Genomic DNA, 19,216 nt, shown 5'->3' with positions numbered 1-19,216 from the left:
TTGGTCGACGGGAGTGGGACATGAGCACTGACAGCGAGGACGTCGTCACGGCGGTCTCCGGCGGCGACGCCGACGACGAGCTCGTCCGCCCGGGCCGGGACGCGGAGGCGACCAAGCGCGCGCTGATCCGGGCCGCGCGGCGCCGGTTCGCGACCGACGGCTACCGCGCGACCACGGTGCGGCACATCGCCGCCGACGCCGGAGTGAACGTGGCCCTGATCAACCGCTACTTCGTCTCCAAGGACGGTCTCTTCGAGGCGTGCATGCGCCGCACCTCGGACGAGCTGGAGTCCGAGACCCCCGGCGGACCCGCGGATCTCGACGCGATCGTCCAGCGGCTGATCGGCCACGTCCTCCGCGCGCCGAACAACGACGACCCGCTGCAGCTCCTCCTCCTGCTGCGCTCCTCCGGCGACGCGACCGCGGACCGGATCCGCCGGGAGACCCTCGAGGAGTTCACCCGCCGGCTCGCCGTCGCGGCCGGCTGGCGCCCGGACGACCCGCGGACCGCCCCGGTGCTGGTCCGAGCCCAGCTCGCCATCGCGACGATGATGGGCGTCACCGTGATGCGCACCTCCGCCGCCGTGGAGCCGATCGCCTCCGCCGCCGACGAGGATCTCCGCGAGCCGCTGGACCGGATGTTCCGCGTCCTCCTCGGCGCGGAGTCCGCGACGACCGAGCCGCGCTAGTCCGGGTCGGAGTCGTCGCCGCCCCACTCGGGGGGCGCGCCGGCACTGCGCGGCGGGGCGTGCCGCCTGCCAGGATCCCTCGTGGGCCTTCTTCCCCCGGGAGCCCCTCCCCCGCCGCACGAGAGGCCGCCATGATCGACGTCCGCACCCCCGCCGACCACCCCGCCCGCCGCCCCGACCCCCGCGGCGTCTCCCGCCGGGCGGTCACCACCGCCGCCGCCTGGACCGTGCCCGTCGTGGCCGTCGCCGTCGGCACGCCCGCCGCCGCCGCGTCCGGCCTCGACGTCGGAGCCTTCGTCCTGAACGGCACCTGCGGCAGTCCCGGGATCCTCGGCCCCGGCTTCACGCTCACCGCCGGCTCCGCCGACCTGCCGGTCGGGACCACGATCACGATCGTCGGCAGCGGCGTCGCGAACATCGGCGTGTTCACGGCCACCCCGAGCATCGCGACGATCACTTCCCCGAGCAGCACCACCCGCTTCGTCACCCTCACCGGTCCGCTGCCCGCAGGCTCCACCCTGGGCCTGCGCACCACCCTCTCGGTCACCAGCGCCTTCACCCTCAACGCGACGACGACCCTCCCCGAGGGCTCCGTCGGCACCGGCGCGAAGAGCACGGCGTCGGTCAGGTCCGACCGGGTGTTCTGCACGGGCAACTGACTGCACGGGCGACTGACGGGAAGCGGGTCGATCGCCGAAGATTGATGAAGATTGCCCCGAATTAGAAAATCCTCATCTTGTGCAATCGATGACAATCGTCGCCCCGGGGCGCTCACACGTCGGAGGTTCGGCGGCGGATCAGTACGGGACCGTGAGCGACAGCACCGCGACGTCGAAACCCGGCGCGGTGATGACCAGGTCCGCCACGGGGACCGGACTCTGCGTGCGATCGTCGCTGGCGATCAGCAGCAGCAGGATGCCGGACTCCTCGCCCGCCGCGAGCGCGGGGTCGTAGCGGAGGGCGATGCGTCCCTCCGGGAAGCCGTCGGCGTAGCTCCACTGCTGTCCGTTGAAGCCGGCGAACGAGTAGCCGTTTCCCGGATCCTGGAGGACGACGATCACGGAGCCACCCTCGAGCGGGGCGGAGCCGGTGTTGGTCGCATAGACGCGATACGCCGTCGAGGCCGACGCGACGTCCTCCGCGGGACCTTCGGCGCGAGCGCCGAGCGGAGGGAGCGTGCCGCTGGCCGCGGCGGACGGTGCGGAGACGGCGAGCGCGATCACAGGAGCGGCCCAGGCCGCTCCGACGAGGGTGCGGCGCGCGATTGGCGCGGGGGGAGCGGTCGGGTCGGGCACGGCGGGATCCTCTCGGCGGGGGTCAGGGCCGAGCGTAGATCGGGGCGGCACCGCCGGGGAAGCGGATCCGGGCGCCGGGCCCTACTCGGGGGTGGGCGCGTCGGGGGCGGCCGGGTGGCGGACGAGCCGCGGGAGCAGCCGCACGAGCACGACCATGCCGATCAGCTCGACCAGGGTCTGCGTCACGACGACCACGGGCGCGAGTGCCAGCGGCGCGGGGAGCGCGAGTGCGAGCGGCAGCACCACGAGGGAGTTGCGGGTGGCGCCGCTGAACACCAGCGCGCGGGACGAGGGGACGTCGAGGCGGACGAGCCGGGCGACGCCGAGTCCGGCCGCGACCATCACCGCGAGGAACGCGGCGTAGAGGGGGACGAGGACGAGCAGTCTGCCCGCGGCGGCACCGACGGCGCCGATCTGCGAGGCGACGACGACGAGGAGGGTCGCCGCAATCAGTGGCACCATCAGGCCGAGCATCGTCGATTCGACGACCCGCCCCGCGCGATGCCGGCGGCCCAGCGCCTGCACGAGTGCGGCGGCGGTGAGCGGCAGCACGATCAGCAGCAGGAGCGCCCGCGCGAACGGGGCCACCTCGACCACGGCGACGCCTTCCGGCCCGAGGAACAGCAGGAGGTAGAGCGGGAGGAGCAGGAGCTGCGCGAGCATCAGCAGCGGTGCCGCCGCGAGCAGCCGGTCGGACGCGCCGCCCGCGAGGCCGGCGAAGACGATCACGTAGTCGATGCAGGGTGTCAGCAGCACGAGCAGCACCCCGAAGAGCAGCGCCGGGCTCTCGGCGACGAAGCGGGACAGCCCGTACGCGACGACCGGGACGACGACGAAGTTCAGGACGCCGACCGCGGCGAGGAAGCGGACGTCCCGCAGCGCGCGGCCGAGCGCCGCGAACGGGACGCCGAGGAACGTCGCGAACAGCAGCAGCCCGAGCACCGGCTCGATCGCGCCCTCCAGGTGCCGCGCGGCGGGCAGCAGCAGCCCGAGCACGGCGCCGGCGGCGATCGCGCCGAGGTACACGGCGACCTGCCGCCGCTCGAGCCGCGCGACGAGCGCGCTCACGGGCGGGGGCACGGCGGACGGAGGGGCACACGCCAACGCTAGAGGCTCGGCGCGTCGTGCCGGCCGAGCGCTCGACAGGGCGCGTTCACGCCGGTCGAGCAGCGGCCCCTCCATGCCGGCCGAGTAGCCGCCTCCGGCGGCCCGTGCATGCTGGTCGAGTAGCCGCCTCCGGCGGCGTATCGAGACCCACCATCGCCGAGAGATCCAGGAGCGAGCCTCCTCCACACTCGGGTTCCGACGACGTTGTCCCCGATCAGCCCGTGATTCCGACCCGGCCGTCGGCGGCCCCTGCTTCGATATCCGTATGTCAGAAGATGAGAACGCGGCAGCACTCGCGGAGGTGCGCGACTGCTTCACCGACGCCGCGGCCGCCGAGCGCGCCGCCTCCCCGACGCGCCTCAGAGCCGCGGAACGGATGCACCGCGGCCACCGCATCGCGCTCACCGTCCCAAAGGCGTTCGCCCGCGGCGCGACGCGCAGCGAGACCCGCGATCTCGTCGAGCGCTCCATCCGCGCCGAACTCGCGGTGACGCTCGGCGTGTCCGAGCCGGAGGTCTGCCGACGGCTCGAGACCGCGGAGATGCTGATGGAGCACCTGCCGCTCACCCGCGCCCTGCTCCGCGACGGCCGGATCCTCTGGGAGGTCGGCGAGGCGATCTGCAGGACGGCGAGCAGTCTCCCTGAGGCCTCCCGCGTGGCCCTTGATGAGCGCGCAACCGACGCCGCAGTCACCATGACGACCACGCAGCTGCGCCGAGCCCTGAGCCGGTGGCGCGAGGAGCTGCACGAGCAGCCCCTCGCCGAGCGCCACGCCCGCGCCCGCCAGGACCGCGCCGTCTGGGTCACCCCGGATGTCGACGGGATGGCCACGCTCTGCGTCCACGCTCCTGCACCGGTCGTCTCCGGTGCCTACGACCGGCTGCGCCGCATCGCCCGCACCCTCCGCGACGACGGCGACCCGCGCACCCTGCAGCAGCTCAGCGCCGACGCCGCTGTCGACCTGCTTTGCGACGGTGACATCGCGGGAACGACTCCGAACGCCGAGCACCGACCCGACCCGACCTTCGTCCCCGGCATCCGCGCCGAGGTCCGGCTGACCCTCGCCGCCTCCACCGCCGTGGGTCTCGACGACGCGCCCGCGGATCTCGACGGCTACGGCCCGGTCCCCGCCGAGATCGCCCGCGAGCTGATCCGCACGGCTCCTTCGTTCACCCGGGTCCTCACCGATCCCGACACCGGCGCCGTCGTCTCCGTCGGCCGCACCCACCGCGTCCCACCGCCGCAGATGCGCCTGCACCTGCAACTGCGGGACCAGACCTGCCGCTTCGCCGGCTGCACCCGGCCCGCCACCACCAGCGAGGCCGACCACACCCTCGAATGGCGCAACGGCGGCGAGACCTCCCTCGAGAACCTCGTCTCGCTCTGCACCTCGCATCACCATCTGCGGCACGGCGACCAGTGGACGTACGACCAGGTCGACGACGTGACGATCGTGTGGACGAGCCCCACCGGCCGGCGGATCAGCAACCGGCCGCCCCCACTGCCCGGGCGGCCGCCGGACCCGCCGCCGAGGCCTCGGTTCGACACCGTGCCCGCGCCGTTCTGACGGTGGGTGGATCTCGATACGCCCGCGAGGCGGGCTACTCGATCAGCATGCAGCGCCTACATGGCGCATCAGCCCGCAGCGCCTGCAGCGCGCGTCGGTATGCGCCCCTCATGCTGGTCGAGTAGCGCGCAGCGCGTATCGAGAACCGACCCCGCCAGACAGTGGACCTCGTACGCCCACTCCCCGAGCGGCTCGGACGACGCTCGGAAGGCGCGTGCGCCGACGCCGTCCGGCACGCTACGCTCATTACTCAGCCAGCTGACTAATCGAGGAGCGACATGACCGCCACGACATCCCTCACCCGCGCGGACCGGATCCGGCAGTCGACCGTCGCCGTCAGCGCCGTGCTCGCGGTGGTCGGCTCGTTCATCGGCTCGGGAGCAGCAGGCGGCACGCAGATCCAGGACGCCGCCGGCGGCGCACTGTCCGCCTCCTCGACGCCGGTCGCGCCCGACGGACCGGCCTTCGCGATCTGGAGCGTCATCTACGCCGGCCTCCTCGGCTACGCGATCTGGCAGTTCCTGCCGTCGCAGACCACCCGCACCCGCCACCGCCGGCTCGGCTACTGGGCCGCCGCGAGCCTGCTGCTGAACGCCGCGTGGATCCTGGTCGTGCAGGCCGGCTTGCTCGCGCTCAGCGTCGTGGTGATCGCGCTGCTCCTCGCCGTGCTCGCGCGGATCTTCGTGCTCCTGCGCATCACCCGCACCGGCGGCGTCGTCGACGCGGTCCTCACCGACGGCACGTTCGGCCTCTACCTCGGCTGGGTCTGCGTCGCGACGGTCGCCAACGTCACGGCCGGCCTCGTCGGCGCGGGCATCGGCAGCGCCGACGGACCCGGCGCCGCACCGTGGGCGGTCGTCGTCCTGATCGTCGCCGCACTGATCGGCGTGCTGATCGCCGTCACCGGTCGCGGCCGGATCGCTCCGATGCTCTCGCTCTGCTGGGGCCTGGCCTGGGTCGCGGTCGGCCGCTTCTCCGGCGAGCTCGTGTCGATCCCCGCCGGCACCGCCGCGCTGATCGCTGCAGCCGTCGTGCTCGTGGCGACGCTCCTGCTCCGCGTCACCGCCGCCCGTCGCACCGGCACCGCGCGGGTCGCCGCGGCCTGACGCCTCCGCTCAGGCCGCCGGGAACGCGCGCCCGACCGCCGCGCGGAGCAGCGCGCGCCGCCGCTCGTGCTCCGACGCGGCCTCCTCCGCCGTGGCGGCGTAGACGTTGCTCACCGGCGACCACGCCATCGACATCGCGATGACGAGCGCCATCACGTCGAACGGGTCGGCCGCGACCCCCACCGTGCCATCGGCCTGAGCGGCGCGGATCGCCTCGAGCTTGCCCTCCTCGCGCACGCGCGCCTCGTCGTCGGCGACGAGGTGGCCGGCCGGTCGGCGCTCGAGGCGCGCCCAGGTGGCGAGCCGAATCAGATCGGGGCGGCGCAGGTACTCGTCGTAGAGGCGGACCGCCCAGTCGCCGAGGTCGGACGGGTCGATCGGCACGACGTCGACGATCCGGTCGAGCGACGCCTCGAAGACCGCGTCGAACAGCAGCTCCTTGCTGGTGAAGTAGGAGTACAGCTGCGCCTTGTTGCTGCGGGCCTCGGCCGCGATCCGGTCCACCCGCGCGCCGGCGATGCCGTAGCGGGCGAACTCGGCCGTCGCCGCCGCCATGATCCGCGCACGCGTCGCCTCACCCTTGCCGGTGGCCGGTGTCGCTCCCATCCCTCGAGACTACCGACCGGTCTGTTCTCCGCCGCCCGCCAGTGCTAGCGTCAATAAAACCAACCGGTTAGTAGAAACGAGCGCGCTATGACCAGCACCACCGCCTACGCGGCCACCGCCGAGGGCGACCTCGCTCCCGCCGTCATCGAGCGGCGCGCCCTCCGCCCCGACGACCTCGCCGTCCGCGTCGACTACTGCGGCGTCTGTCACAGCGATCTGCACGCCCTCCGGACCCACGCCGCGCACTCCGCCGACCCCGCCGCCGCCGCAGGCCCGCTCGTTCCGGGTCACGAGTTCGTCGGCACGGTGCTCGCCGTCGGCGAAGGTGTCACGGCCTTCTCCCCCGGCGACCCCGTCGCGGTCGGCAACATCGTCGACTCCTGCGGCGCGTGCGACATGTGCACGGCCGAGCAGGAGAACTTCTGCCGCGAGTTCCCGACCCTCACCTACGGCGGTACGGACCGGCACGACGGCAGCACCACGCACGGCGCGTTCTCACGTGAGTACGTGGTCCGCGACCGCTTCGCCTACCCGCTGCCGGCCGGCCTCGACCCGGCGGCCGTCGCTCCCCTGCTCTGCGCGGGCGTCACCGTCTGGGAGCCGCTGCGCGCGCACTCCGTCGGCCGCGGCTCGCGCGTCGGCGTCGTCGGCCTGGGCGGTCTCGGCCACCTCGCGGTGAAGCTGGCCCGCGCCCTCGGCGCCGAGGTGACCGTCTTCACGACCTCCGAGGCGAAGACCAACGACGCCCTCGCGCTCGGCGCCACGCGGGTCGTCGTCTCCCGCGACGAGGAGGCGATGGCCGCGCAGCGCGGACGCCTCGACCTCGTCCTCGACACGGTCTCGGCCGCGCACGACCTCGCGCCGTACCTGCACGTCCTCGCCCTCGACGGCGCACTGAGCGTCCTCGGGATGCTCGCACCGGTCACCGTGGACGTCACCGACCTGCTGATCGGGCGGAAGAGCCTCACCTCCGGCGGCAGCGGCGGCACCCGCAGCACCCGCGAGCGGCTCGCCTTCTGCGGCGAGCACGGCATCACCGCCGACGTCGAGGTGCTGCCCTCCGCGCAGGTGGGCACCGCACTGGAGCGTCTCGCCGCGAACGACGTCCGCTACCGCTTCGTCCTCGACCTCGCGGACCTCGACGGCGCCGACTGACCGCCGCCCGCCGAACGACCCTGCGACCGCCGTCTTCTCGAGGAGACGAACTCCGCCCTCGCAGGATCGGCGGATGCCCCGCGGTCATCGCGCGCGCAGCGCTCGCACCCCGTCAACGGTGATCGCCCCGGCGCGCCGACGCTCTCGCGTCCCGTCCGGGGCATACGAGAAGAACGTACCCGTTCGCGGAGGACTACTCCCGCTCCAGGCGCGGACCGCTCATCGAGAGGACGTGAGACGGGGCACGTTCCCTCCGCAGACCCCGTCGCGCGTCCGCTCGCGACGGGCGAGCCGCGCGAGTGGACGCAGGACGGGCGCTGCGGAAGCTGCAAGGCCCGTCGCGCGTCAACTCGAAGCCGCCCCGGGCCGGGCCCGCGTCAGGCCCGAGCCGACGCCACCGCGCGCGCCAGCGCCGGGCCGTGCGCCGCCAGCACCAGGTCGCGCACCGCCGTCACCGGCAGCGACCCGGCGCCGGCCGGCAGCAGGTCCGCGTCCGAGGTCAGCACCAGCGGGGTGTCCGCCGCCGACACCGGCAGGCGGCCGTGCGTGCCGCGCACCAGCGACGCGTCCAGCGGCACGAGGTTCATCGCGTAGCGCAGGCCCAGGGCCTTCTTCGCGAGGTTGCCGGCCGCCTTCGCCTTCACGAGCTTGTCGGCGGGGTCGAAGAACAGCTCCGCCGGGTCGTAGCCGGGCTTGCGGTGGATGTCGACGCCGCGCGCGAAGTCCGGCGCGCGATCGTCGTCGAGCCAGTAGTAGTAGGTGAACCACGCGCCCGGCCGCGCCACCACGACGAGCTCACCGGAGCGCTCGTGGTCGAGGCCGTACCGCGCTTGCGCCTCGCGGTCGAGCACCTCGTCCACCCCGTCCAGCGCCTCGAGCAGCGAGCGCACCCGCGGCAGGTCCGCGGCGTCCGGCACGTAGACGTGCGCGATCTGGTGGTCCGCCACCGCGAAGGCGCGCGACGTCCACGGGTCGAGCTGCTCGCGGCCGTCCTGCACGTACACCTCGAGCAGGCCCGCGCGCCGCAGCGCCCGGTTGAGGTCGACGGGGGTGTCCGCCGCCGCGATCCCGTACTCGGCCACCACCACGACCGACGCGCCGAGCGCCTCCGCGTCGTCGAGCAGCGGCGCGAGCACCACGTCCAACTCGGACGCCGCCCGCCGCGCCTCGGGCGAGTCCGGCCCGAAGCGCTGCAGGTCGTAGTCGAGGTGCGGCAGGTACGCCGTGGTCAGCTGCGGCGGGCCGGAGCCGTCGCCCGCGAGCACGTGCCGGGTCGCGTCCACCATCCACTGCGTGGAGCGCAGCGACGCGGTCGGCCCCCAGTACTGGAACAGCGGGAAGGCGCCCAGCTTCCCGACCAGCTCGTCGTGCAGCGCCGGCGGGCGGACGTAGGCGTCCGGCGACTTGCGGCCGTCGGCGTGGTAGATCGGCCGCGGCGTGACCGTGACGTCGGTCGTCGCTCCCATCGCGTACCACCAGCCGATGTTGGCGGCGCGGTAGGGCTCGCCGTCGGACAGCCGGCGGGCCGTCTCCCAGACCTTCTCCCCCGTGACCAGTCGGTTGTGCTGGCGCCAGAGGTGCACCTCGCCGAGGTCGCGGAAGTACCAGCCGTTGCCGACGATCCCGTGCTGCGCGGGCATCGTGCCGGTGAGCATCGACGACTGCACGCTGCAGGTGACGGCCGGGAGGATCGTGTCGAGCGGCAGCTGCCCGCCGGCCCGCGCGAGCCGGGACAGCCGCGGCATGTCGGCGAGCGCCGTCGCGGTGAGGCCGACCACGTCGAGCAGCAGCACCGGCGTCACAGCGCGACCTCCTCGGCGACGAGGGCGGCGACCGGCACTGCGGCGACCGGCGGCACTGCGGCACCCGCCTCCAGCACCGCGGCGCGTGCCTGCGGCGTCATCAGGTGCTCCGCCGCCCAGGCCAGTTCGGCCCCGATGCCGACCGAGAGATCGCTCGGCGCGTCCGCGAGCACCGCCCAGGTGTAGGTCTCGACGTCGAGGTGGATCTCGTCGTACGGCCAGGCGGCGTCGACGGCGGAGACCGCCTCGGCGAGCACCGCGGTGGTCGCCGACAGCGGCGCGGCCGGCCGGTGGTGCAGCGGCACGTGGAAGTGCACGCGCCACGGCCCGGCGCCGGGCAGCGTGTCGAGTGCGTCCGGCAGGTCGTCGACGCGGAGCACCCCGCTCGCGCCGTTCTCGCGGGTCTGGTGCAGGTAGCGCTTCTCCACGAACGCCCCGGCGGCGGCGCGCGCGGCCGGATCGGCCGGGTCCGCGACGTGCAGCGCGGCCGAGGCCTGCACCTTCACGACCCGGAGCCCCGCGTCCCGGATCCGCCGGACCGCCGCCGTGGGGTCGGCGAACGACACCGCGAGGTGGCACGTGTCGAGGCAGACGCCGACGTAGGCCGGGTCGACCAGGCCGATCCGCGGGTGCAGCCAGGCGACGACGTCCTCGACCGTGTCCAGGATGCAGCCCGGCTCGGGCTCGATCGCCAGGCGGATCGCGTGCCCGGTCGAGCGCCGCAGCTCGCGCAGCTCGTCGACCAGCCGCGCGAGCTGCCGTACCGCCGCCGCGTCCTGCTCGGCGCCCCAGCCCTCGCGCCAGCCCAGGGGCAGCGTCGAGATGCTGCCGTCGGCGCCCGCGGGCAGCAGATCGGCGAGGATCCGCGCGCAGTCGATCGTGTAGGCGAGGCGCTCGGGGGTGGTCCAGTCGGGCCGGTAGACGTCGAGCTTCACCACCTCGGCGTGGAAGGCGGCGTAGGGGAAGGCGTTGAGCGTCCGCACCTCGAGGCCGTTGCGCTCGAGCGCGGCGCGCAGCACGGCGCGGTCCTCGCGGCTGGCGACCAGCCGGGCGGCGAGGTCGCGCGGGATCCACAGCCCCACGCCGACGGTGTCGAGCCCCGCGGCGGCGCGGGCGGGCCCGGCGTAGACGTCGAGCTGGCGGACGACGCCCTCGAGGTCCTCGGCCGGGTGGACGTTGGTGCAGTAGGAGAGGTGCATCAGACGACCTCCGCCACGCGCGGCGCGCCCCGGAGGATCGAGTTGCCCTCGAAGCTGCGGCCCATCGCGTCGACCGCGTCGAAGCCCGGGATCGGGTCGAGGTTCAGCCGTCCGCTCTGCCCGTAGAAGTCGATCGGGTTCTGCCAGAGCAGCCGGTCGACCTCGGCGGCGCTGAAGCCGGCGACGAGCAGCAGGTGCCCGGTCTTCGCGGTGGTCAGCGGATCGGAGCGGCCCCAGTCGGCGGCGGAGTTGACCAGCACGCGGTCCAGGCCGATCCGCTCGACGAGCGTCACCAGCCGGGTCTCGTCCATCTTGGTGTCCGGGTAGATCGAGAAGCCCAGCCAGCAGCCGGAGCCGAGGACGAGGTCGACGGTCGTCTCGTTGAGGTGGTCGACGACGACGAGGCCGGCGTCGATCCCCGACTCGGCGACGACGTCGAGCGTCTGCTGCGTGCCCGCCGCCTTGTCGCGGTGCGGGGTGTGCACGAGCACGGGCAGGCCGTGGTCCTTCGCCAGCTCGAGCTGGTGGCGGAAGACCGCGTCCTCCTCCGCGGTGAGCGAGTCGTAGCCGGTCTCGCCGACCGCGACGACGCCGTCCTTGGCGAGGTAGCGGGCGAGCTCGGGCAGCACCTCGCGGCAGCGCGGGTCGTTCGCCTCCTTGGGGTTGAGGCCGATCGTGCAGTGGTGCCGGATGCCGTACTGCGCGGCGCGGAAGCGCTCCCAGCCGATCAGGGCGTCGAAGTAGTCGGTGAAGGAGCCGACGCTGGTGCGCGGCTGGCCGAGCCAGAACGACGGCTCGACGACGGCGCGGACTCCCGCGTCGTGCATCGCCTGGTAGTCGTCGGTGGTGCGGGAGGTCATGTGGATGTGCGGGTCGAAGATGCGCATCGTCGCGCCTTTCTCGTGAGGGGTCGTGATGGTGTGCGGGGCCGGCGGTCGTGTCGAGGGACGCGCCGGGGTCCCTCAGCTCGGCAGGAGCACCGCCAGGTCGTCCGGCACCGTGCGGCCGGCGGCGCGGCGCTCGTCGGCGAAGCGGCCGGCCATCGCGGCGAGCTCGGGGTCGCTCCGCCGCTCGAGACCGGAGACGGCCGCGAGCGGGACGCCGCAGAAGACGAGCTTGAGCACGCCGTGCCGCCAGGCGTGCGCGTCGAGGTGCTCCTCGGCGAAGCGGCCCATCGCCGCGGCGACCAGCCGGGTGTCGTTGGCGCGCAGGGCGTCCGCGATCAGCTCGCGGCCGGCCGCGGCGAGCGACTCGCCCGCGCGCCCGGCGGCGGTCAGGGCGTGCAGCCCGACCAGCACGCCGCGGCGCTCGGCGTCGTCGCCGCCGCGGTAGAGGCGGAGGAGCAGGGCGGCGAGGTCCTCGTCGTCGAGCGCCGAGGCGGCGGCCGCGATCAGCGCCGAGCGCGCCGCGTCGTCCTCGGTGCCGTGCACGAGGCCCTGCGGATCCGTGTCCGGGCGGAGCGGCGCGCGGCCGGCCTCCCGACCGGCCGCCGGGAAGCAGCGCTCGATCCGCCGCGGCTGCTCGCGCAGGACGGCGCAGGCGCCGGCGGTCCAGGGGTGCTGGGGCGACTCCGCCCCTGCCCCCCGGGTCCGGATCGCCGCTCGCATCGCCGCGAGATTCGCGACCGCGAGGCGCGGGGCGTCGTGCGAGTGCCGCGGCAGCTCCACGGCGGCGATCCCGCGGTAGCCGATCTCCTCGAGCGTCGCGAAGGCGGCCGCGAGATCGAGCACGCCGGTGCCGAGCTCGAGGTGCTCGTGCCGCTCGGGCAGCATGTCGTCGACCTGCACGTTCACCAGCAGGCCGGCCGCGCTGCGGAGGGCGCCGACGACGCCGTCCGGCTCGACGACCACGCAGTGGCCGAGGTCGACGGTGAGGCCGAACGCCTCCGGGTCGCCGAGCTCGCGCCGCAGCAGCAGCGCGTCCGCGACGGTCTCGACGAGCATGCCGGGCTCCGGCTCGAAGCCCAGCCGAACGCCGTAGCGCTCGGCCTCGGTGACGACGCCGCGCATCCGCTCGACCAGGAGCCGCCAGCCGCGGGCGCGCTCCATCCCCTCGGGCAGCACGCCCGACCAGAGCGAGACGGCGTCGGCGCCGAGCAGAGCGGCGATCTCGATCGCGCGGTGCAGGAAGGCCAGGCGCGGGCCGGCCTCCTCGTCGACCAGGGTCGGCCGGTGCTTCACGAACGGATCGAGGAGGTAGCGCGCGCCGGTCTCGATCACCACGCGGAAGCCCAGCTCGTCGAGCCGTCGACGCAGGGCGAGGGTGCGCTCGCGGACGTCGTCGGCGAACGGGTCGAGGTGCGGGGTCCCGAGGGTCAGCGCCACCGCCCGGTAACCGGCGGCGTGCAGCACGGTCAGGGCGTCGTCGAGGGTGTGGTCGGCGAAGCCGTTGGTGCCGTAGCCGAGGACGGGGCCGGCCTGGTCGCTCTCCTGCCCGCTCATGTGATGTCCGCCGAGACCCTCGGGCGCCGCAGCACGACGGCGCCGAGCGCGTCGAGCCCGAGCAGGGCCGCGCCGAGCTCCGGCCGCCGCAGCCCGGCGAGCGCCGCCTGCAGCGGGATCATCCCCGCGATGCCCGAGCGGGTGGCCGTCCGCGCCGCGGCCGCGTCGGGCGTCCGCACCGCCCGCAGCTGCGGGACCAGCACGAGCGCGATCCAGCGGGCGATCGCGACGGCGACGACCGCTCCGATCGCCGGGCCGCCCTTCGCGCGGACCGCCCCGATCCCCAGCGCGAGGGCGAGCGCGGCCGTGCCGGTCGCCGCCGCTCCCGCGAGGGCCGGGCGGGTGCCGTGCACCTCGCCGCGCGAGAGCACGGTGACGCCGAGGGTGTGCGCCGCGACGGCGGCGGAGGCGGGAGCCGCCGCGCGCACACCACCCGCTCCGGCACCGAGCAGCACGTCGAGCCCGCGGCACGCCGCCATCACGACCGGCCCGAGCGGAGTCGGCTTGGCCAGCAGGTCGTACGACCAGATGCTCGCCGCGAGCGGCACGCTCAGCAGGAGCGAGCGGCGCCCGTCCACCAGTGCCGCGACCGCGATCCCCGCCCCGGTCAGCCCGGCCGCCAGCCCGAGCGCGGCGCCGCGCCGGATCCGCCCCGACGGGATCGGCCGCTCCGGCCGCTCCAGCGCGTCGAGCTCCGCGTCCGCGTAGTCGTTCAGCGCCATGCCCGCGGAGTAGAGGAGCGCGGACGCGAGCGGCAGCGCGACGGTGCGCGCGCCGGGCGCCCGGCCGGCCCACGCCGCTCCGGCCACCGTGTCGCCGAGCACCGAGAGCGCAGCCTTGGCGCGCACGAGCTCGAGCCAGTCGCGCAGCTCAGCCATGGCGGATCGCGCCGCCCGCCACGAGCGAGCGCTGAGCGACGGCCGCCCCGGTGCGGGCCGACCAGGCGACCAGCTCGGCGGTCTGCTCCGCGAAGCCGTGCACGTCGCTCCCCCACGGGTCCTTGAAGAAGAAGCCCATTTCGGCGACCGGGCCGGAGATCCCGGCCGCGTCGGCGAGCGACATCAGGCGCGCCAGGTCCAGGATCAGCGGGGCGGCGAGCGCGGAGTCGTAGGCCGACCAGATGGTCTGCACCGTGATCCGCGAGCCGAGGAACCCCTCCGCGTGCACGTGGTCCCACGCGGTCTTCACGTCGCCGAGGTCCGGCACGTTGTCGATGTGCAGCGGAGTGACGACCTCGTCGCCGAGCAGGCTGCGGAGCCCGCGGTTCTTCGAGACCAGCTTCGAGCGCACCGCCTCCGGGTCGGCGAGGGTCTGCCCGTCGCCGCCGCCGAGCAGGTTCGCGCCCGCCCAGGACAGCACGCGCATCCCGCGCGCCGTGAACATCGGCGCGAGCACGCTGCGGAGCAGGGTCTCGCCGGTCTTGCCGTCCTGTCCCGCGATCGGGATGCCCGCCTCCGCGGCCCACTCCTCCAGCGCGGGCAGCGCCAGCGCGGTGGAGGGGGTGAAGCAGACGTAGGGCGAGCCGGCGGTCACCGCGGCGAGCGCGGAGATCGAGCTCGGCGGCAGCACGGTCTCGCCGGGCCGGGCCAGCGCGGCGCGCAGGGCGGCGAGGTCGTGGAACTCGGGGCGGTCCTGCGGCAGCACCTCGGTGGAGGCGACGTCGATCACGACGACCCGGGCGAGCGCGTGCCGCTCGCGGAACTCGACGATGTCGGCCGCCTGACGATCGATCTCGTCCTGCTGCGAGCCGCCCTCGACGCCGAAGGAGCGCCGGATCTCGCGGTCGGTCGCGTCGAGCCGGTCGGCGACCTCGGCGACGACCGAGGTCGGGAACATCCCGCCGGCCGCCAGGCCCATCGCCTTCTCGAGCAGCGGGGTCGACGAGACGTCGTGCCCGCCGATCACGATCGCGTCGAAGCCGGCGAGCGGGACGTCCTCGAAGGCCGGGGTCGCGGTGGCGCAGCCGTTGCTGGGAGCGGCGCCCGAGGCGATGGCGTGCAGGCCGACGGCGGCCGTGGTGGCGACGCTGCCCCGGGCTCCGATCAGCCAGAGGCCGATGCGCTCCTGCTGCGGGGCGCGGTCGGCGGCGGTGGTGGTGCCGGTGGTGCTGGTGGTGTCGGACGAGGTCATCGTTCTCTCCTGTCTGTGGACTTCATTCGTGGGGAGGTCGTTCGGGGCATGTCGTTCGGGGGGAGGCCGTTCGCGGGGAGGTCGTTCGGGGGGACGTCATTCGGGGTCTCCCTGCGCGTCGAGATTGCGTCACCTCGCGGCGACTGCTTTCCTCAGGTGTGCCGAGCCGCCACCCGATCTCCCGAGCAGTCGCCTGCCGTCGCCCGGACGGCGCTTGCACGGACGGCGGGCGCTCCGCGTGAGCGGGCGGGCCGGCTCGCAGACCGGCGACCTGCTGCGGCTCTTCGCCGACGGCCGTCCGCGCACCCGCGCGGAGCTGGTCGAGGAGACGGGACTCGCCCGCACGGCGGTGATGACGCGGCTCGACCTGTTCTTCGAGCTCGGCCTGATCACGCACCTCGACCGCGCGCCGTCGACCGGCGGCCGTCCGTCGGCGCGGCTGGTCTTCGATCCGTCGGTCCGCGCGTTCCTGACCATCGACCTCGGCGCGACGCACTCGACGATCGCGCTGACCGACTTCGACGGCCGCATCGTCGTCGAGCGCCGCGAGGAGCTCGACATCGCGCAGGGCCCGATCCGGGTGCTCGACCACGCGCTCGACGTCTGCGACGAGATCCTCGCCGATGCGCACCTGGCGCCCGAGGCGCTGGCCGGCTTCGGCCTCGGCGTGCCCGGCCCGGTCGAGCACGCGAGCGGCCGCCCGGTGCGCCCGCCGATCATGCCCGGCTGGGACGGCTTCGACATCCCGGGCTACATCCGCCGCCGCGTCGACACCACCGTGCTCGTCGACAACGACGTGAACCTGCTGGCCCTCGGCGAGCGCGCCTCGCGCTTCCCGCACGCGCAGGACCTGATCTTCGTGAAGATCAGCACCGGCATCGGCTCGGGCATCGTCTCGGGCGGCGTCCTGCAGCGCGGTGCGCTCGGCGCGGCCGGCGATCTCGGTCACGTCCAGGTGCCGCGCACCGCTCCGGAGGCGGCGGACGGCCGCGACGGCGACCTCGAGGCGCTCGCGAGCGGCGGGGCCCTGGTGCGCGCGCTGGCCGAGGCGGGCCGCGACGTGCACTCGGTCCGCGATCTGCTGGCGCTCCTGCGCGACCGCGACCCGGAGGCGATCGAGGCGGCGCGCCTCGCGGGCCTGCAGATCGGCGAGGTCCTCGCCACCTGCGTGAGCCTGCTGAACCCGTCGGTGATCGTGCTCGGCGGCAGCGTCGCGCTCGCCGCCCCGGAGATCCTGGCCGGCGTGCGCGAGGTCGTCGACCGGCGCTCCCTGCCGCTGGCGACCCAGCGCCTGCACGTGGTGACCGCCGAGCTCGGCGGCAGCGGCGGCGTGCGCGGCGCGGCGCTGATGCTGCGGCAGCACCTCCTCGGCCCGAGCAACGTCGACGCGTTCCTCGAGCAGCTCCGCGAGCAGAGCCTCGCCGAGCGCTGAGCCTTCGCCGGCGACTGGCGCCCCGGCGACGACGGAGGTCAGGAGCGCACCCCCGCACGGTCGGAGGCGGAAGGGTCGGTCGTCTCCCGCGAGATGCCACTTGTGAGCTCGACACGCCGTGAATCCTCGTCAGAAGTGGCATCTCGCGGAGTCGCGGAGGCGCCGGTCGTCGAGGCACCGGCCACCGCAGCGGCGACGGCGGCGTCGATCCGCTGCTGCTCGCCCGCGGCGCGGCGGCGTCGGCGCACGACCGCCAGCACGATCAGCCCGATCAGCAGCGCCAGCATCAGCAGGGCGCTCCACGGCACGGCCGCGGTCGAGGCCTCGGAGGAGACGGCGGCGACCTCGGGCACGGCGGCCGGGTCGGTGGCCTGCCCCGCGAAGTCGGCGGTGACGACGGTGCCGGTCAGCGCGATCCGGGCGGTCGCGACGAACAGCGGCCAGACCCCGGCGACGGTGACGCTCCGGCTGGTCGAGCTGCCCGGGAGCAGCTCGGGCAGCGGCTCCGGATCGGTCGCGGCGACGCTGCCGAGGCCGAGGAGACCGGAGACCGCGAGCTCGGCGCCCGGGGCGAGGCGGGTGTTGCCCGCGTTGGTGACGGTGTAGTCGATGGTGGTCGTGCCGGGGGCGAAGGGGTTCCACTCGCCCTGGTACGAGACGGCGAGGCCGTCGACCGAGAGGCGCGGGGCGAGGTCGCCGCCGACGCGGAGGTACATCCGCGAGCCGAGGCGGCGGTCGACCGAGACCCCGGTCTCGCCCTGGACGAGGATCGAGGAGACGACCCCTGCGGCGTAGTCGCCCGGCACGGCGTCGGCCGGCACCTCGAGCTGGAACGGGATCTGCACGCTCTCGCCCGCGGGGACGACGACGTCCGGGGCCTCGAAGGAGATCCAGCTGCCCAGCTGGGTGGACGGCTCGGCGGCCGGCAGCAGATCGAGCTGCCCCGCCTCGGTGAGGAAGCCGTCGGAGCCGTAGACGCGGAAGGTCTGCTCCTCGTCGTCGTAGTTGGAGACGATCAGCGCGTCGCTCAGCTGCCCGCCCGGCTCGAGCGCGTAGGCGTAGTTCGGCCGGTCGCTGCCCTGCTCGGTGTCGGCGGGCCGCACCCCCCAGGTGACGGCCGAGCTCGCCTGCGAGCTCGCCGTCTCCGCGAGGGCCTGCGCCGGCAGCACGGCACCCGCGACCCCCACGACGAGGAGGACACCGAGCGAGCGGAGTGTGGAGCGGAACATCATCGTCCAGCCTTTCGAGGGGGTGGGTCCCTCCGCGAGATGCCACTTGTGCACGCGACACGCCGTGTCAGGCGTGCACAAGTGGCATCTCGCGGAGGAGGAAGGAGGGGGGCCGGCCGCCGGGGCTCCGGCGGCCGGCCGAGGGTGGCTAGCCGAGCGCGGTGAGCGTCAGCGTCGCCGTGTAGGTGCCGGTTCCGACCGACAGCGGGAGCTGCAGGTCGAGGTCGGCGCCGAGGACCGAGGATCCGGTCGGGTGTCCGGCCGCGGCGGAGCCGAGGACGCGGGCGGTGGCGAGGCCCTCGCCCGAGACGAACCCGGAGACGACGGGGGCACCGGCGACGGCACCGCCCTCGTTCTCCAGGACCTTGGGGGTCCAGCCGAGGTACTTGCCCGAGACCGTCTGGTCGCCGGCACGGAAGTCGCTGATCTGAGCGGTCACCGACCACTCCGGTCCGGACAGGCGCGAGTCGGTCACACGGACCGGCACGAGCTCGCCCGACGCGGCGAAGTGGTCGCCCTGCTCCTCGGCGACACCGAGGTTCACCAGGTTGCTGGTGCCCTCGAGGCTCCAGGTCAGCTCGCCCTCGCGCGCGTCCGGCACGATGACCGCGACGGCCTGGTCGCCCTGCGCCGCAGCGCCGGCGGCCGTGCCGGTGAAGTCCCCGTCCACTCCGGCGGCGGTGTTGCCCGCGCCGAAGTTGACCGCCGGAGCGTTCTCGGCGAGCGTGATCCGCCCGCCGACCGTCGAGCCCGCGAGCTGGACGTTGCCGGAGTTGCCCGAGAGCACGAGGTTCCCGCCGACGGTGTTGCCGAGCGCGGCCGCGGAGCCGTCCTCGTTCGCGCCGAGGAGCACGCCGCGCGAGGATCCGCTGACCGTCAGCGAGCCGCCGACGATCGCGCCGCCGACGCTGACGCCGAAGTCGCTGCCGGCGAAGGTCGCGTCGCCGCCGACGCTGGTGCGCGCCACGTCGACGTAGTTCGCCGCGTCGGTGCTGACCGAGCCGTCGACCGAGACGTCGCTGAGCTCGACGTCGATGCCGCCCGCCTCGACCATGCCCGCGACGGTGAGGTCGCGGAGGTAGAGGAAGCCGGCGCGCGAGCCCTCGGAGAAGGACACGACGTCGCCGCCGACGCTGGTGCCGTCGATCGAGATGCCGTACGCGTCCGTGCCGATGACGTCGCCCTCGATCGTCGCCGAGGTGGCGTCGAGCCAGGCGTCGTCGCCGACGGTGATCGAGCCCTGCACGACGACGTTGCCCAGCACGCAGGTCTCGCCGGCGGCGACGGTCAGGTCGCCCGCGATCGTCGTGTTGCCGAGCTCGGTCGTGCAGTCCGTCGTCGCCGCGAAGGCGGACGGCGCGGCGACCATAGCGAGGGAGGCGGCCGCGAGGACCGCCGTGGTCGTCTTCCACTTCATGGGGGTTCTCCTCGGTGCGCCGGTGCGCGTGGTGGTGCGGG

17 protein-coding genes are annotated in these 19,216 nt (G+C 74.5%); 6 read left to right on the top strand and 11 right to left on the bottom strand.

Annotation, left to right across the window (positions count from 1 at the left end; genetic code table 11):
- Nucleotides 1-20: 20 nt before the first annotated feature.
- Nucleotides 21-689, top strand: a complete 669-nt coding sequence (locus MT353_RS19770) for a TetR/AcrR family transcriptional regulator (RefSeq protein ID WP_243600295.1) — start codon at nucleotides 21-23, stop codon at nucleotides 687-689.
- Between the two features lie 131 nt (nucleotides 690-820).
- Nucleotides 821-1,348, top strand: coding sequence for a hypothetical protein (locus tag MT353_RS19765; RefSeq protein WP_243625683.1), 528 nt, complete (start codon nucleotides 821-823; stop codon nucleotides 1,346-1,348).
- A 138-nt stretch (nucleotides 1,349-1,486) separates the two neighbouring features.
- On the opposite strand, the gene MT353_RS19760 is transcribed toward MT353_RS19765, so the two are convergent.
- Nucleotides 1,487-1,984 carry a hypothetical protein gene (locus tag MT353_RS19760; RefSeq protein WP_243625682.1) on the bottom strand — a complete coding sequence of 166 codons (498 nt, stop codon included), beginning with the start codon at nucleotides 1,982-1,984 and terminating at the stop codon, nucleotides 1,487-1,489.
- Between the two features lie 81 nt (nucleotides 1,985-2,065).
- A complete protein-coding gene (locus MT353_RS19755) occupies nucleotides 2,066-3,052 on the bottom strand; it encodes a bile acid:sodium symporter (protein WP_243625681.1) in 987 nt (328 codons plus the stop codon).
- A gap of 304 nt (nucleotides 3,053-3,356) precedes the next feature.
- On the opposite strand from MT353_RS19755, the gene MT353_RS19750 reads away from it, so the two are divergent.
- Together MT353_RS19750 and MT353_RS19745 are read left to right on the top strand one after the other, a co-directional pair.
- On the top strand, nucleotides 3,357-4,658 hold the full coding sequence (locus MT353_RS19750) for an HNH endonuclease signature motif containing protein (protein WP_243625680.1): 1,302 nt from the start codon (nucleotides 3,357-3,359) through the stop codon (nucleotides 4,656-4,658).
- 278 nt (nucleotides 4,659-4,936) lie between these two features.
- The gene (locus MT353_RS19745; RefSeq protein ID WP_243625679.1) at nucleotides 4,937-5,764 is read left to right on the top strand and encodes a tryptophan-rich sensory protein; all 828 of its coding nucleotides are present in this window, start codon (nucleotides 4,937-4,939) and stop codon (nucleotides 5,762-5,764) included.
- 9 nt (nucleotides 5,765-5,773) lie between these two features.
- Here the strand turns inward: MT353_RS19745 and MT353_RS19740 are convergent, their stop codons facing one another.
- Nucleotides 5,774-6,370 carry a TetR family transcriptional regulator gene (locus MT353_RS19740; RefSeq protein ID WP_243599782.1) on the bottom strand — a complete coding sequence of 199 codons (597 nt, stop codon included), beginning with the start codon at nucleotides 6,368-6,370 and terminating at the stop codon, nucleotides 5,774-5,776.
- A gap of 87 nt (nucleotides 6,371-6,457) precedes the next feature.
- Here MT353_RS19740 and MT353_RS19735 point away from each other — a divergent pair, with 87 nt between their 5' ends.
- Entirely contained in the window at nucleotides 6,458-7,525 is a 1,068-nt protein-coding gene (locus tag MT353_RS19735) for an NAD(P)-dependent alcohol dehydrogenase (RefSeq protein ID WP_243625678.1), read from the top strand.
- Between the two features lie 377 nt (nucleotides 7,526-7,902).
- Here the strand turns inward: MT353_RS19735 and MT353_RS19730 are convergent, their stop codons facing one another.
- The 6 genes from MT353_RS19730 to MT353_RS19705 all read right to left on the bottom strand — a co-directional run bounded on the left by MT353_RS19730 (nucleotide 7,903) and on the right by MT353_RS19705 (nucleotide 15,097).
- Nucleotides 7,903-9,327 (bottom strand): nucleotide pyrophosphatase/phosphodiesterase family protein, encoded by a 1,425-nt coding sequence (locus tag MT353_RS19730; protein WP_243625677.1) that lies wholly within the window; start codon nucleotides 9,325-9,327, stop codon nucleotides 7,903-7,905.
- On the bottom strand, nucleotides 9,324-10,526 hold the full coding sequence (gene eboE, locus MT353_RS19725) for a metabolite traffic protein EboE (protein ID WP_243625676.1): 1,203 nt from the start codon (nucleotides 10,524-10,526) through the stop codon (nucleotides 9,324-9,326). Before eboE ends, MT353_RS19730 begins: the two co-directional genes overlap by 4 nt.
- Nucleotides 10,526-11,413: a TatD family hydrolase gene (locus MT353_RS19720; RefSeq protein ID WP_243625675.1), complete on the bottom strand. Its 888-nt coding sequence runs from the start codon at nucleotides 11,411-11,413 to the stop codon at nucleotides 10,526-10,528. Before MT353_RS19720 ends, eboE begins: the two co-directional genes overlap by 1 nt.
- Before the next feature lie 75 nt (nucleotides 11,414-11,488).
- The gene (locus MT353_RS19715; RefSeq protein ID WP_243625674.1) at nucleotides 11,489-12,967 is read right to left on the bottom strand and encodes an EboA domain-containing protein; all 1,479 of its coding nucleotides are present in this window, start codon (nucleotides 12,965-12,967) and stop codon (nucleotides 11,489-11,491) included.
- A complete protein-coding gene (locus MT353_RS19710; protein WP_243616442.1) occupies nucleotides 12,964-13,845 on the bottom strand; it encodes an SCO3242 family prenyltransferase in 882 nt (293 codons plus the stop codon). Before MT353_RS19710 ends, MT353_RS19715 begins: the two co-directional genes overlap by 4 nt.
- Nucleotides 13,838-15,097: an inositol-3-phosphate synthase gene (locus MT353_RS19705; RefSeq protein WP_243599775.1), complete on the bottom strand. Its 1,260-nt coding sequence runs from the start codon at nucleotides 15,095-15,097 to the stop codon at nucleotides 13,838-13,840. Before MT353_RS19705 ends, MT353_RS19710 begins: the two co-directional genes overlap by 8 nt.
- Before the next feature lie 238 nt (nucleotides 15,098-15,335).
- On the opposite strand from MT353_RS19705, the gene MT353_RS19700 reads away from it, so the two are divergent.
- Nucleotides 15,336-16,529, top strand: coding sequence for an ROK family protein (locus tag MT353_RS19700; protein WP_243599774.1), 1,194 nt, complete (start codon nucleotides 15,336-15,338; stop codon nucleotides 16,527-16,529).
- Between the two features lie 38 nt (nucleotides 16,530-16,567).
- Here MT353_RS19700 and MT353_RS19695 read toward each other — a convergent pair whose 3' ends face one another.
- Together MT353_RS19695 and MT353_RS19690 are read right to left on the bottom strand one after the other, a co-directional pair.
- A complete protein-coding gene (locus tag MT353_RS19695; RefSeq protein WP_243625673.1) occupies nucleotides 16,568-17,761 on the bottom strand; it encodes a DUF916 domain-containing protein in 1,194 nt (397 codons plus the stop codon).
- A gap of 145 nt (nucleotides 17,762-17,906) precedes the next feature.
- A complete protein-coding gene (locus tag MT353_RS19690) occupies nucleotides 17,907-19,175 on the bottom strand; it encodes a hypothetical protein (protein ID WP_123444620.1) in 1,269 nt (422 codons plus the stop codon).
- Nucleotides 19,176-19,216: the final 41 nt, after the last annotated feature.

Source organism: Rathayibacter sp. VKM Ac-2927, assembly GCF_022815525.1.
Taxonomy (GTDB): Bacteria; Actinomycetota; Actinomycetes; order Actinomycetales; family Microbacteriaceae; genus Rathayibacter; species Rathayibacter festucae.
This window is presented reverse-complemented; position numbering and strand designations above follow the sequence as displayed.

Bases quoted from the DNA above. Each gene is read 5' to 3' on its own strand.
- MT353_RS19770 (WP_243600295.1), top strand. From the start codon at position 21: ATGAGCACTGACAGCGAGGACGTCGTCACGGCGGTCTCCGGCGGCGAC.
- eboE (WP_243625676.1), bottom strand. From the start codon at position 10,526: ATGCACCTCTCCTACTGCACCAACGTCCACCCGGCCGAGGACCTCGAG.
- MT353_RS19715 (WP_243625674.1), bottom strand. From the start codon at position 12,967: ATGAGCGGGCAGGAGAGCGACCAGGCCGGCCCCGTCCTCGGCTACGGC.
- MT353_RS19765 (WP_243625683.1), top strand. From the start codon at position 821: ATGATCGACGTCCGCACCCCCGCCGACCACCCCGCCCGCCGCCCCGAC.
- MT353_RS19745 (WP_243625679.1), top strand. From the start codon at position 4,937: ATGACCGCCACGACATCCCTCACCCGCGCGGACCGGATCCGGCAGTCG.
- MT353_RS19710 (WP_243616442.1), bottom strand. From the start codon at position 13,845: ATGGCTGAGCTGCGCGACTGGCTCGAGCTCGTGCGCGCCAAGGCTGCG.
- MT353_RS19720 (WP_243625675.1), bottom strand. From the start codon at position 11,413: ATGCGCATCTTCGACCCGCACATCCACATGACCTCCCGCACCACCGAC.
- MT353_RS19735 (WP_243625678.1), top strand. From the start codon at position 6,458: ATGACCAGCACCACCGCCTACGCGGCCACCGCCGAGGGCGACCTCGCT.
- MT353_RS19705 (WP_243599775.1), bottom strand. From the start codon at position 15,097: ATGACCTCGTCCGACACCACCAGCACCACCGGCACCACCACCGCCGCC.
- MT353_RS19740 (WP_243599782.1), bottom strand. From the start codon at position 6,370: ATGGGAGCGACACCGGCCACCGGCAAGGGTGAGGCGACGCGTGCGCGG.
- MT353_RS19750 (WP_243625680.1), top strand. From the start codon at position 3,357: ATGTCAGAAGATGAGAACGCGGCAGCACTCGCGGAGGTGCGCGACTGC.
- MT353_RS19695 (WP_243625673.1), bottom strand. From the start codon at position 17,761: ATGATGTTCCGCTCCACACTCCGCTCGCTCGGTGTCCTCCTCGTCGTG.
- MT353_RS19690 (WP_123444620.1), bottom strand. From the start codon at position 19,175: ATGAAGTGGAAGACGACCACGGCGGTCCTCGCGGCCGCCTCCCTCGCT.